The sequence below is a fragment of the Shimia haliotis genome (assembly GCF_900114415.1).
Taxonomy (GTDB): Bacteria; Pseudomonadota; Alphaproteobacteria; order Rhodobacterales; family Rhodobacteraceae; genus Shimia; species Shimia haliotis.
In genome coordinates this window covers 103335-116578 of record NZ_FOSZ01000005.1, presented here as the reverse complement: position 1 = coordinate 116578, position 13244 = coordinate 103335, and the positions used below count along the sequence as shown (strand labels likewise).

Here is a 13244-nt window from a genome sequence, read left to right as displayed (position 1 = left end):
ACTGCGAACGGGTTTTGTGGTGGGGAACATGAGACCGTGACACGTGGCGTTGCTGCGCAAATATGCGGGAGGTTTCATGGCCAAGATCATCCACTACTACGCCCATCCAGGGCACAGATATTCACATGCCAACAAAGCGATGTGGGACGCGTCGCGCGCCGTGAAGGGTATTGAACACGTTGATTTATATGCTGAATATCCGAGGCATAACGTCAACATCGATCGTGAACAGCAGCGGCTTTTGGATCACGATGTGATTGTCCTTCAGTTTCCGATTTTCTGGTATTCGTCGCCGTCTCTGCTCAAGGAATGGATCGACCTGACGCTTGAGCACGGGTTTGCCTATGGCAAGGACGGCGACAAACTGGCGGGCAAATGGTTAATGCTGGCGGTGACGGCGGCGGGGCCGGAAGACGCGTATTCCGAGGGCGGATATCAGCATTTTCCGCTGCGCACGTTCCTCACACCGTTTGAGCAGACCGCGCGTCTGTCCAAGATGCGTTTTGCCGCACCCTTTGTGTTTCATGATGCTCTGAAGGCAGACCCAAAGCCGCATGCCGCGGGGTTTGTGACCCTATTGGAGGGACTTCGGGACGGGCGGATTGACCTCGAAAAACTCGAGACTTTGGACTGTCTGCATAACGTCGGTATTGCGTCGGTATTGCGTCAGTCGGAATTGGAGGCCTAGACGATGACGGATTTTCTTGTTCTCGCCTTCGTGTTTCTGGTGGCAGGGGTGGCGGCAGTGCCAATTGCTTCGCGCCTCGGACTTGGCTCCGTACTTGGGTATCTGATTGCCGGCGTGGCTATCAGCCCGATTCTGGCAATGCTGAATGTGGATGTGGTGGCAATCCAGCACTTTGCCGAATTCGGCGTTGTGATGATGCTGTTCCTTGTCGGGCTTGAGCTTGAGCCCAAGATGCTTTGGCAGATGCGGCACCGCTTGCTGGGTTTGGGCGGCTTGCAGGTTGGGGTCACGACGGCGCTTGTGATGGGTGTGTCGATGATGTTTGGCCTGACATGGTCGGTTGCGCTGGCCTGTGGTCTTGTGCTGGCGCTTTCTTCGACTGCGATTGTTTTACAGACGCTGAACGAAAAAGGGCTGATGAAGTCGGACGGCGGGCAGGCGAGCTTCTCGGTGCTGCTGTTTCAGGACATTGCGGTTATCCCGATGCTGGCTTTGATCCCGCTTTTGGCATTGCCTGAGCTTGGTGATGTGACAGGACATGCGGTGGGTCATGAGGTTGTCGCGGAGGCGGCACATGGCGAGGCCCATCACGATGATCATGGTGGCGATCACGGCATGAACATCAACCTGGTTGAGAACCTGCCAGCGTGGCAGGCGGCGGTGGCGACCATCGGGGCGATTGCGGCGGTGGTCGTTGGTGGCGCGTTTCTGACGACGCCGGCGTTCCGGTTTGTGGCGATGGCGAACCTGCGGGAATTGTTCGTGGCAATGGCCCTGATGTTTGTGATCGGGATCGCGCTGTTGATGACGCTGGTGGGGCTGTCGCCCGCGCTGGGGACGTTTCTTGCCGGGGTGGTTCTGGCCAACAGCGAATACCGGCATGAGCTGGAGAGCGATATCGACCCGTTCAGGGGGCTGTTGCTTGGCCTGTTCTTTATGACGGTTGGAGCGGCGGTCAATTTTGGCGTGCTGTTTGAGAACTTTGGCATGTTCCTTGGGCTGACGCTTGGGCTGATGGCGCTCAAGTCTTTGGTACTTTTCGGATTGGCGCGGATTTTTAAGCTGCGGGGCGGGGACAAATACCTGTTTGGGCTTGGGTTGGCGCAGGCCGGGGAGTTCGGCTTTGTTTTGCTGTCCTTCACCGTGGCCAACAACGTCATCCCGCAGCAGATTGCAGACCAGCTTTTGCTGGTGGTCGCGCTGTCGATGATGCTGACACCGCTTTTGTTCATTCTGTATGAAAAGGTGATCCTGCCGCGGCTGGATGGCGGAGAGGAACAGGAGCCGGACGAGATTGATCAGACCGGTCAGGTGATCATTGCGGGGCATGGACGCTTTGGCGGTGTTGTGAACCGGATGATGCGCTCGGCGGGCTATGAAACCACGGTTCTGGATTATTCGTCGGTGCAGTTGGAGCGCCTACGGCGGTTTGGTGTGAAAGTGTTCTTTGGCGATGCGACGCGGGCGGATTTGCTGCATGCGGCGGGCATTCATGAGGCGCGGCTTTTGGTTGTGGCAATTGATGAGCGGGACGCGGCAACCGAAATCGTGCGCCATGTGAAACACGAGCATCCGGATTTGCCCGTAGTGGCGCGGGCCGTGGATCGTCATCACGTCTATGAACTTTATGCGGCGGGGGCGAACCACATCGTGCGGGACACCTTCGACAGCGCGGTTCGGGCGGGGCGGTCGGCCTATGAAGAGTTGGGCGTGCATGCCTTTGATGCTGAGATGCTGGCGCGGGCCTTTGTGGATGAAGATCGGGCGATGCTGTCGGCGCTGGCATCGGTGTATGACCCAACCGTCGCGGCACATGAGAACCAAGAGTATCTGGACAAGGCCAAAGAGTTCATTGATCAGCGCGACGATATATTGTCGGGCAACGGCAAAGCGTTCCGTGTTCGCACTGAGCGCGGATGGACCCCGCCGACCAAGGAAGATCTGGACGCTGAGATAGAAGCGGACAAAGCATGAGCGCACAAAGAGGGTCTTCGGCGGTCTTCCTCGAGGGCGGCCTGATGCGGCATGTGACGCGCATGTCGTTGACGGCGAGCATCGGGTTGATGGCGATCTTTGCGGTCGATTTCGTCGACATGGCGTTCATTGCGATGCTGGGCAATGACGCCTTGGCCGCCGCCGTGGGCTATGCCGCGTCGCTTTTGTTTTTCACCAATTCGATCAATGTGGGCCTGTCGATTGCAGCAGGTTCGCTTGTGGCGCGCGAGATTGGCGCGGGGCGTGCGGATCAGGCACGGCAATATGCGACGAGCGTTGCGACATTGGGCGTGGTGATCGGGGTCGTTCTGCCGATTGTGGTGCTTTGGAACGTGGACGCGCTTTTGTCTTGGCTTGGGGCCGAGGGCGAAGTTCTGCGACTGGCGGTGCGCTATGTCTGGTTCATTTTGCCGACGATGTGGGTCATGGCGCTGGCAATGGCGGGCATGGCGGTGTTGCGTGCTTTTGGTGACGCCAAGCGGTCGATGATGGCGACGCTTTATGGTGGCGTTGTGAATGCGGTGCTTGATCCGATTTTGATCTTTGCTGTCGGGCTGGGGCTGGATGGCGCGGCGATTGCCTCGGTGATTGCGCGGGTGGTGATGATGATTTTTGCCCTCAGGCCCGCGGTCCGTGTTCATCGCGGTTTTGCAAAGCCGTCTGTGGTGCATGTGAAAGAGGATTTCCATGCAGTGCGGGCTATTGCCGTTCCGGCGGTGTTGACCAACGTGGCGACGCCCGTGGGCAACGCGATTATCGTGCGTGAGATTGCGCAATTCGGAACGGATGCGGTGGCAGGGATGGCTGTGATCGGCCGTCTGATGCCCGTGGCGTTTTCGGTGATCTTTGCGCTGTCCGGCGCGATCGGCCCGATCATCGGGCAGAACTTCGGAGCGTGGAAGACGGACCGTGTGCGCGGGGCCTATCGGGCGGGCCTGCAGTTTACGGTGGTCTATGTGCTGTTGATGTCAGCGGTGCTGTTTTTGCTGCGCGTGCCGATAGCGGATTTGTTTGTGGCCCAAGGTGAGACACGGACGTTGATCTATCTTTTCTGCGGGCCGCTGGCGCTGGCGTCGGTGTTCAACGGGATCATTTTTGTCAGCAATGCGAGTTTCAACAACCTTGGTTATCCGATTTATTCGACCTGGGTGAATTGGGGGCGGCATACGTTGGGAACGTGGCCCTTTGCTGTGCTTGGCGGGCAAGTGGCCGGGGCGTCGGGCGTTCTGCTGGGGCAGGCGGCTGGGGGCATGATCTTTGCGCTTGTCAGCTGGATCATGGTGCAGAGGGTGTTTGGCAAATTGCCGAAACCCGATGACATCGACCCGCATCATCCGAATTTGAGCGGGTCGATTGATGGTTCCTTTGGGGCGCGGGTGAAGAACCGTTAGACGCTGACTGCGTCGCGTAAAGTGTCCTTGGGGATGGTGTCGGTTGTACCGGTGAGTTTCACGGCCCCGCGGTCCATCACCACGAAACGGTCGCCAAGTTCGTAGGCGAAGTCGAAGAACTGCTCCACCAGAATGATGCACATGTCGCTTTGGCCCCTGAGGTGGCGGATCACGTCGCCGATCTGTTTGATGATGTTGGGCTGAATGCCCTCGGTCGGCTCATCCAGCAGCAGGAGTTTGGGGCGAGTGATCAGGGCGCGGGCGATGGCGAGTTGCTGTTGCTGGCCGCCCGAAAGGTCACCGCCACGACGGGCGAGGAAATCCTTGAGGATCGGGAAGAGGTCGAAGATTTCGTCGGGGATTTTGTGCTCGGAGCGGGGCAGACAGGCAAAGCCCGTTTCAAGATTTTCCTTCACCGTCAGGAACGGAAAAATCTCGCGGCCTTGCGGCACATAGGCGACGCCGTTCTTGGCCAACGCATGAGCGGAGGTTTTGGTGATCGTTTCGCCTGCCAACTGATAGCTGCCGCCGCTGTGGGCATGGGTGCCCGACAGCGCCTTGAGCAGGCTGGTTTTGCCAACGCCATTTGTGCCCATGACGCAGACAACTTCGCCGATGTTGGCATCCATCGAAATTCCGTTGAGGATCTGGCTGCCGCCGTAGTGCAGGGTCAGGTCGTCGATTTGAAGAAGATTATCGGCCAAGGTACACCTCGATTACGCGTTCGTCGCTGGTCACGTGGTCAAGCGAGCCTTCGGCCAGAACCGACCCTTCGTGCAGCACCGTCACCCGACAATTCAGGCGACGGACAAATTCCATGTCATGCTCCACAACCACCACGGCGCGGGTTTTGGCGGCTTCGACCAGAAGCTCGGTGGTATGTTCACGTTCGGCGGGGCTCATGCCTGCGGCAGGTTCATCCACCAGCAGAAGTTTCGGGTCTTGGCTAAGCAGCATGCCGATCTCGAGCCATTGTTTCTGGCCGTGGGAGAGCTCGCCTGATTTGCGCTCAAGCTGGGTCAGAAGGCCGATTTGCTCGGCAATCTCGGCCACCTTGTCACAGTCGTGCTGTTTGGGGCGGAAGCCCAGCACGGCAAAGGGAGAGCGGTCGTTCTTCAGGGCCAGCATGAGGTTTTCGGCGACCGTCTGGTCCTCGAAAACCGTGGGGCGCTGGAACTTGCGGCCGACGCCTGCTTGGGCGATGCGACTTTCGTTCATCGACAGCAGAGAGACCGATTTTTCGCCCCACAAGACGCGGCCCTCGTCGGGTTTGGTCTTGCCGGTGATGATGTCCATGAAGGTGGTTTTCCCCGCTCCGTTGGGGCCGATCACCGCGCGCATTTCGGCAGGGCCGATTTTGAACGCGAGGTTGTTGATCGCCTTGAAGCCGTCAAAGGAGACAGAGACGCCTGAAACTTCGAGAAGGGTGCTCATTGGTCGGCCTCCTGTTCGCGCAATGCGCCTGCGTCCGGTCCCAGTGCCGCGCCGTGGCGGTTGGGGCTGCGGCGTTCGGAGATCAGGTCAAACAGACCGCCGATGCCGCGCGGGGCGAAGATGGTGACGGCAACAAAGGAGATGCCGAGAAGGATGGTCCACCAGTCGACCCATTGGATCGTAAAGAGACCAAGGTTGATGTCGGGGGCTTGTCCGCCGGTGAACCATGTGGACAGGAGCGAGACGAAGGCCGCGCCGATGACTGCGCCGTAGAGCTTGCCACGGCCACCGATGGCGACCCAGACCGCGAGGTAGATCGAGGCGATGGGCGCGATTTCGGCGGGGTTGATGATGCCGGCCTGCGGGTAATAAAGCGCACCTGCGATGGCCGCGATGATGGCGGTGAAGGTGAAGATGAAGAGCTTGTAGGCTTCGACCGAGTAGCCGAGGAAGCGCACGCGGGCCTCATCATCTCGGATGGCGCGGATGACCGAGCCGAATTTGCCGGAGATCACCCAAGAGCAGATGATGAAGGCCAGACCAAGCGCCAAGGCGGAGGCCCAGAAGAACACGATGGAGATCGTGGACTGCGGGATGTGATCCAAACCGGGCAGGTTTTGCAGGCCCGACAGGCCGTTGTTGCCACGCAGGCCGCTGTCGTTCTGGAACAGGAACAGGGCGAGGGCGAGGGTCATGGCTTGGGTCAGGATCGACAGGTAAACGCCGGTGACGCGGCTGCGGAAGGCGAGCCAGCCGAAGACGAGCGCCAGTAGGCCTGGCACCAGAACCACGGCGGCGAGTTGCAGCGGGAAGGAATGCGCGAAGGCCCAGATCGGCGGGAACTCGGACGCGCCGACAACGCCGAAGATCTGGCTCGCGATGCCATCGGAGATTTCCGCAGGCGTGGGCGGCAGCGGCGCGTTGGCGAGCGAGGAGGTGACGATGATTTCCGTGCGGGCGTACATCAGCCACATGCCGATCGCGTAGCCGCCGATGCCGAAGAACGCCATATGGCCGAGCGAAAGGATGCCGCAATAGCCCCAGACAAGGTCCATCGCCAGCGCCACCATGCAAAGGCAGAGGGTCTTGCCCAGCGTTTTCACGAAGGAGGTCGAGATTACACCGATGCCGAAGCCTTCGGCCAGCACGCTTACCACGAGGGTGAAGAGTGCCAGAATGCCGATGAAAACGAGCATGGCGGGATAGCGGGCCGCAAAAGGTTTGCGGGGCGGGTTGAGAGCAATATCAGACATTTACGCCTCCGCCGCGCGGCCTTTGAGGGCGATGATGCCTCGGGGCCGGAATTGAATGAAGAAGATGATGAAGAGGATCATGTAGGTCTGTGCCGCCAAACTGTTGGAGGGGTTGAGCCATTCGATGCCTTTTTGCAGCGAGCCGACCATTGTGGCGCCCAGAAGCGTGCCCCAGATGTTGCCGACGCCGCCGACAACCACGGTCATGAAGGACTGCACGATGTAGTCGGTGCCCATTTCCGAGGTGACTTTGGCGTAAAGGCCGATGGCGACGCCTGCGATGCCTGCGATGCCGGAACCAAAGCCGAAGGTCAGCATGTTGATGCGGTCGGGGTTGATGCCCATCGAGGACGCCATGCGCGGGTTTTGCGTCACGGCGCGGACCTCAAGGCCCAGACGTGTGCGGTTCATCACAAAGAGGAACAGGCCGAGGAACAAGAGCGCAAGCACGAAGATCGCGATGCGGATGTAGCTGATGGAGACCACGTCGTTGATGATCCAGCTGCCGTCGAGCCAACCGGGTGCTGTGAGCGGGCGGGCCTGTGTGCCGAAGATGTTTTTGGCAAGTTGTTGCAGGGCGATGGAGACACCAAACGTCGCCAGCAGGGTTTCCAGCGGGCGATGGTAGAGCCAGCGGATCACCAGACGTTCCATGGCGACGCCTGCGGCGAAGGTGACTATGAAGGCGGCGGGGATCGCGACGATGATCGACAGCGTGTAGTCGGGTACGATGAGTTGCACGACATAGCCCGTGTAGGCGCCCATCATGATGAATTCACCGTGCGCCATGTTGATCACGCCCATCACGCCAAAGGTGATGGCGAGGCCGATGGCGGCGAGGAAGTAGATCGAGGCGAGGCTGATCGCGTCCAGCGCAAGGTCGGCGGTCTGGTTCAAGGCCACGCTGGTCTCGATGGCGTCAAGCGCGTCTTGCGCGGCGATTGCGACCGCGATGGGGGCGTTGGTATAGGTCTGGAAGAACTGGAATTGTTTGAGCGTGGCAGCGATGTCGGCCTCGGTGACAGCGGGTTGCGCCGCGCCTTGGTCGGCCAGCGTGTTGTAGGCGGCCAGACGGGCCGCGTCGGTGTTCAGTGAGGCCAGTTGCACACCTGCGATCTGGGTCCCGTCGATGTTGGCCACGAGGGTCTCGCGGATGGTGTCGTGTGACACAAGCGCAGGAGCGAGGTCTTCGGCAACCAAGAGGGCGTAGGCGTCTGCAGGGGGCAGATCGACGGGCATGGCGCCCTCGGGTGCGGTTTTGGCCGCGTCTGTTGTGGTGGCGACGAGCGGGTTCAGCGCGGCGCGCACATCAACGCCAAGATCGCCTGCGAAGCTTTGGATGGCAGCGATGCGCTCGGCGTCGTCTTGGCCAAAGCGGATGGTCAGGAGGCGTTCGAGGCGCTGTTTTCGGGTTTTCAGCGTCGCGTCGGTTTCGCTGTCGATGGCGCCTCGAAGGGCGAGAAGATGGGAGACTTCGGCATCACGTTCGATGGCCGTTAGGGCGGTGGCGCGGGTTTCGGCGTCGGGGCTGTTGAGTTGGAACTGCACCAGAGCGGCCCCGATCAGGCCACGGATGCCGGAGTTGGGTTTGAGCTGTTTGAAGGCTTTCTTGGGGGCCTCGCCGATGGCGACACCGCCTGCGACATCAAAAAGCGCGAGGGTTTTGCTGTCTTTTTTCTCGGCGAAGACAAACAGGCCGCTGTCTTTGTTGACCCAGAGTTCTTTGGTTTGCCAGCGCTCCAGCACCAATTGCGCGTCTTCAAGACCGCTGTTGGCGAGGGCGTCGATGGCGGGGCCGATGGTTTTGCGCGAGGATTTTTTCAGCACCTCGGCGTGCTCTTGCAGGAGCAGTTGGATCGGCGTGTCAGTGGTTTGGGCGGTTGCCGTGAGGGCGTGCAGGCAGAGCGCCATGCAAGCGACCATGAGGCGGCATAGGGTCAACATTTCAGAATGTCCTGAGAGGGTATTGTCGGGGTCCGGACGCCGTGGTGGCGTCCGGAAATCGTGTGATATCAAATCAGTAGTTGGATTTGATTTGAACGCAGGATTTGGTTTCGGTGTTGTACATACCGCAGCCGAGTTCTTTCCAGTCAGACACCAGAACCGCAGATTCCGGCAGGAAGTCTGTCCATGCGTCGCCCGGGACTTCTTCGGTCTGGGAGATGATGTCGAACTGACCGTCTTCCTGAATTTCACCGATCAGAACCGGCTTGGACAGGTGGTGGTTCGGCAGCATCACGGCGGTGCCGCCGGTCAGGTTCGGGTATTCCTGGCCGTACATCGCGGTACGGACCGCATCAACTTCGGTGGTGCCAGCAGCCGTCGCGGCGTTTACCCACATGTTGAAGCCGATGTAGTGGGCTTCCATGGGGTCGTTGGTCACGCGCTCTTCGCCCATTTTGGCTTTCCATGCCTCAATAAAGGCTTCGTTGGTGTCAGATTCTGCGGACTGGAAGTAGTTCCATGCGGCGAGATGACCAACGAGGTTGGAGGTGTCCAGACCGGAGAGTTCTTCTTCGCCAACGGAGAAGGCAACAACCGGAATGTCGTCTGCAGAGATGCCAGCGGCGGCCAGTTCTTTGTAGAAGCCGACGTTTGCGTCGCCGTTGATGGTGGAGATCACGCCGACCTTTTTGCCGTCAGCACCCAATGCCACAACGTCAGCCACGATCTTGGACCAGTCGGAGTGACCGAACGGGGTGTAGTTCACGAAGATGTCGTCAGCGGCGATGCCTTTTTGCTGCAGATAGCTTTCGAGAATGTTGTTGGTTGTGCGCGGGTAGACGTAGTCGGTGCCCAAGAGTGCGAATTTCTCGACGCCGAGTTCTTCGAGGAAGTAGTCGGTGGCCGGAATGGCTTGTTGGTTAGGCGCGGCGCCGGTGTAGAAGACGTTCTTGGAGCTTTCTTCGCCTTCATACTGAACAGGGTAGAAAAGCAGGCCGTTGAGTTCTTCGATCACGGGCAGCACGGATTTGCGCGATACAGAAGTCCAGTTGCCGAAGATCACGTCGACGTCGTGAACAGAGAGCAACTCGCGCGCTTTTTCTGCAAACAATGGCCAGTCAGAGGCGGGGTCCACAACCACGGCTTCGATCTCGCAACCCAGAACGCCGCCCTTGGCGTTTTGCTCTTCGATCAGCAACTCCATGGTGTCTTTGAGCGTGGTTTCAGAGATCGCCATGGTGCCGGACAGGGAGTGTAGCACGCCCACTTTCACTGGGCAGTCAGCCAGCGCAGGTATGGCGGCGGTCATCATCAATGCGGTGGTGGCACCAAGTAGTTTCGTAGACATCGTAGATCCCTTCTTACGACGCGCGGCGGCCTTGCAGAGCAGTGCTAACTCCCCCATATTCCGCCTACGCAATTTATTGCGGCGTGCGATGGACCAATGGTTCCTAGGCCGGATCCGTCGCACGTTTTCTGACTGGGTTTTATTCCCGTGCTCACCATAGGGTCAGAGACGCGCGTGCCGTAAACAGTGGCGGTATATGAATCTTCGGATTCCGCGAGGGGGCGCCTAAATTTCAATCAGGCGGCCATATTTGGCGCAAATATTCACCATTTCTTGGATGCGTTGTTTGTCAGCCGCCCAAAATGAGGCTGCGGCAGCTTTCCAAATAATCATTTGCCAGCAGGCGCGCCGTGCGGGCACGATTGGGATCAGGGCTGAAACTTGCGATGGTCAAAAGAGAGGCATGCGCCTGTTTGGTTTCGATCCTGTGTCCGAGAATGGCACGGTGGTCGTCCAATATCGCGGCCTCAAGGACCGAGGCAAAGGTCTGGCGTTCGCTCTGCAACGCGTCGGCACGGGAGTCGGCGATGAGCCAGCTGTGCTCCATTTCGGCCGAAAACCTGCCCGTGCACCCTGCAAGGGTTTTGACGATGTCTTGCGCGGCGTGTGCCTGTCCGTTCAGGGTCAGGCAAATCAAGATTGCGGCGCCGTATGTTTTTAGACTGGTCACAATTTAATCGTGACCCCTGAAAAAGTGACCGTCAAGAAGGCGGTTTGAAAACTTTGGCGAGGAGGGCGGGGTTTGCCTTTGTTGGTGCGGTGTGCTGATTTGCTTATGAAGCGCGCCGTTTTGGCGCGGAAATTCGCGGGGAGGGGTGTTAAGTGGTTGATTTTATTATTGACGGTGATCGCAGCGCGAACTGGACGTTTGTTTTTGCGCATGGCTCCGGCGCGGCAATGGACTCTGTGTTCATGCAGGAGATCACGGACGGATTGGTGGCGCAGGGCATTTGCGTAGCGCGGTTTGAGTTTGCCTATATGGCGGGACGGCGCAGGGGTGGATCAAAACGACCGCCGCCGAAAATGCCTGTGCTGGAAGATGAGTTTCGCGATGCTCTTGCGGAGTTGCAGCCAACGGGAGGTGTCATCATCGGAGGCAAATCTATGGGCGGGCGTGTCGCGAGTTTGATTGGTGGGGATTTGTATGCCTCGGGAGCCATTCATGGAGTTGTCTGTCTGGGATATCCGTTCCATCCGCAGGGCAAGCCCGAGAAATTGCGCACAGCCCATCTGGAGGATTTGGACGTTCCGACCTTGATATGTCAGGGCACGCGCGATCCTTTTGGAACGTCACAGGAAGTCTCTGGCTATGCGCTTTCGGAGAAAATCGAGGTCGCGTGGTTTGAAGACGGGGATCACGATCTGAAACCACGCAAGCGGGTAACTGGCATGAGCCATGAGGCACAGTTGGGCGCGGTTTGTGATCGGGTGACGGGCTGGATCAAAGGCGTGGCTGAATAAAGTTGGCAGGAGAAAATGCTCTGGGCAAACCGGATTCCTTGGATTAGGAACGCTTTCAGCGGTCCCTTAGCTCAACTGGATAGAGCAGCTGACTTCTAATCAGCAGGTTGAGGGTTCGAGTCCTTCAGGGATCGCCAATATCTTGCTCGCTATGCAGTGGATGTCGAACAGGCTAGCCGTATTTGGGCAACCGAGTTTTCGGCCAATTTCTTCGCGGCGTTGTCATGGATCTATTGCATCTCAATTGGTCAACCCATCGTCCACCAGCGGATAGCATTCTGGCGCGTGTGGTCGGTTTCGGGAATGATATTTTGCGCCCATAAACAACGTGGGCTATGCCGTTCGGTGTTGATATCAATCGGTTCGGATACTCAGGGCGACGTGATCAGCGGGTCGTGGATCAAGATTTCCTTGAGGCACGCGCACGCTTGAGTGTCTGAGTGGAGACAAAGGTTTTGGAGGGCACTTTGGACGATCCCGAGAAATTTTTAAGAGCCTTGTTTGAGCGCGCTGTGGCCGTGGCCGATCCGATGGCATCAATGGCGGAGGCTTTGCCGGAGAAACCTGCGGGGCGGGTGGTTGTGATCGGAGCAGGCAAAGCGAGCGCGCGGATGGCCGAAGCGCTGGAGGCGGCTTGGGGCCCCTGTGAAGGCTATGTGATCACCCGATACGGATATGAGCGCCCTTGCCAAGGAATCCGCATCGTTTCCGCAGCACATCCGGTGCCGGATGCGGCAGGGAAAGCCGCCACATTGGAACTTTTGGAATTGCTGTCGGGGTTGGGCGAAGATGACACGGTGATCGCGCTGATTTCAGGCGGAGCGTCTGCGTTGCTGACCGCGCCGCTGCCGGGGTTGACGCTGGATGATTTGCAGGATGTCAACGCGCAATTGCTGGCCTCTGGTGCGCCCATTTCGGCGATGAACGCCCTGCGCAAACATCTGGATCGGGCCAAGGGCGGACAACTGGCTGCTGCTGCGTTTCCCGCGTCAGTGGTGAGCCTTTTGATATCGGATGTGCCGGGCGATGATCCTGGCATGATCGGGTCGGGGCCAACCGTGGGGGAGGACGGGAGCTGGCAAGACGCCGTGGTACAGGTGGCCGAGTATGGGGTCAAGCTGGCGCCACACGTCCTGCAAGCGATGGAGGCCCATTCAGGCGTGGTATCGACCGATGACCTGAGGCTATCGAGAACTCAAAACCGGCTTTATGCGTCGCCGGCGCGCAGCCTTGAAGCTGCCGCAGACTTTGCGCGGGATGCGGGTGTGGATGTTGAGATCATCGGGGATGCGCTTGAAGGCGAGGCCCGCGAGGTGGCCGCGCAGCATGCGGCGCTGGCGGAGGGCGGAGACAGAGCACCAAGGCTTGTTTTGTCAGGCGGCGAGTTGACCGTGACGCGCCAAGGTGATGGCGTCGGTGGTCCCAATGCAGAGTATGCGCTGGCGTTGGCGCTGGCGTTGCAAGGGCGCGAGGGTGTGCATGCCATTGCCTGTGACACAGACGGAGTGGATGGTGCGGCCGATGTGGCAGGGGCTGTGATCGGACCGGATACTTTGGCCAAGGCCAAGATCGCGGGCGTAGATGCAGCAGAAGCGCTGCGCCGCAATGATGCTCACAGGTTCTTTGAGGCGATTGGTGATCAGGTGGTGACGGGTCCGACGTTGACCAATGTGAACGATTTTCGGGCGATCTTGGTGTTGTCCTAAAGCACGCGCGTCGGTTTGCCAGCC

General features: G+C 59.1%; 11 protein-coding genes and 1 tRNA gene. 6 read left to right on the top strand and 6 right to left on the bottom strand.

Annotation, left to right across the window (positions count from 1 at the left end):
• Positions 1 to 76: 76 nt before the first annotated feature.
• From BM069_RS13015 to BM069_RS13005, 3 genes are read left to right on the top strand one after another with little or no spacing between them, the layout of a single operon-like run.
• Complete coding sequence (locus BM069_RS13015; protein ID WP_093324595.1) at positions 77 to 688, top strand: NAD(P)H-dependent oxidoreductase; 612 nt, start codon at positions 77 to 79, stop codon at positions 686 to 688.
• A gap of 3 nt (positions 689 to 691) precedes the next feature.
• Complete coding sequence (locus BM069_RS13010; RefSeq protein ID WP_093324282.1) at positions 692 to 2662, top strand: cation:proton antiporter domain-containing protein; 1971 nt, start codon at positions 692 to 694, stop codon at positions 2660 to 2662.
• Positions 2659 to 4074: an MATE family efflux transporter gene (locus tag BM069_RS13005; RefSeq protein WP_244503617.1), complete on the top strand. Its 1416-nt coding sequence runs from the start codon at positions 2659 to 2661 to the stop codon at positions 4072 to 4074. The genes BM069_RS13010 and BM069_RS13005 overlap by 4 nt, the downstream gene beginning before the upstream one ends.
• Here the strand turns inward: BM069_RS13005 and urtE are convergent.
• The 6 genes from urtE to BM069_RS12975 form a co-directional block, all read right to left on the bottom strand.
• Positions 4071 to 4778 (bottom strand): urea ABC transporter ATP-binding subunit UrtE, encoded by a 708-nt coding sequence (gene urtE, locus BM069_RS13000; protein ID WP_093324281.1) that lies wholly within the window; start codon positions 4776 to 4778, stop codon positions 4071 to 4073. The two genes, BM069_RS13005 and urtE, sit on opposite strands and share 4 nt — an antisense overlap.
• Positions 4768 to 5508, bottom strand: a complete 741-nt coding sequence (gene urtD, locus BM069_RS12995) for an urea ABC transporter ATP-binding protein UrtD (RefSeq protein WP_093324279.1) — start codon at positions 5506 to 5508, stop codon at positions 4768 to 4770. Before urtD ends, urtE begins: the two co-directional genes overlap by 11 nt.
• Positions 5505 to 6761 carry an urea ABC transporter permease subunit UrtC gene (urtC, locus tag BM069_RS12990; protein WP_093324277.1) on the bottom strand — a complete coding sequence of 419 codons (1257 nt, stop codon included), beginning with the start codon at positions 6759 to 6761 and terminating at the stop codon, positions 5505 to 5507. Before urtC ends, urtD begins: the two co-directional genes overlap by 4 nt.
• A complete protein-coding gene (gene urtB / locus BM069_RS12985; protein ID WP_093324276.1) occupies positions 6762 to 8705 on the bottom strand; it encodes an urea ABC transporter permease subunit UrtB in 1944 nt (647 codons plus the stop codon).
• A 73-nt stretch (positions 8706 to 8778) separates the two neighbouring features.
• Entirely contained in the window at positions 8779 to 10053 is a 1275-nt protein-coding gene (urtA, locus tag BM069_RS12980) for an urea ABC transporter substrate-binding protein (RefSeq protein WP_093324274.1), read from the bottom strand.
• 289 nt (positions 10054 to 10342) lie between these two features.
• Positions 10343 to 10723, bottom strand: a complete 381-nt coding sequence (locus BM069_RS12975) for a hypothetical protein (protein ID WP_093324273.1) — start codon at positions 10721 to 10723, stop codon at positions 10343 to 10345.
• Positions 10724 to 10875: 152 nt separating this feature from the next.
• Between BM069_RS12975 and BM069_RS12970 the strand changes: the two genes are divergently transcribed.
• The 3 genes from BM069_RS12970 (at position 10876) to BM069_RS12960 (ending at position 13220) form a co-directional block, all read left to right on the top strand.
• Positions 10876 to 11514, top strand: coding sequence for an alpha/beta family hydrolase (locus tag BM069_RS12970; RefSeq protein WP_093324271.1), 639 nt, complete (start codon positions 10876 to 10878; stop codon positions 11512 to 11514).
• 60 nt (positions 11515 to 11574) lie between these two features.
• A tRNA-Arg gene (locus tag BM069_RS12965) sits at positions 11575 to 11651 on the top strand.
• Between the two features lie 330 nt (positions 11652 to 11981).
• Positions 11982 to 13220, top strand: a complete 1239-nt coding sequence (locus BM069_RS12960) for a glycerate kinase type-2 family protein (protein ID WP_093324592.1) — start codon at positions 11982 to 11984, stop codon at positions 13218 to 13220.
• Positions 13221 to 13244: the final 24 nt, after the last annotated feature.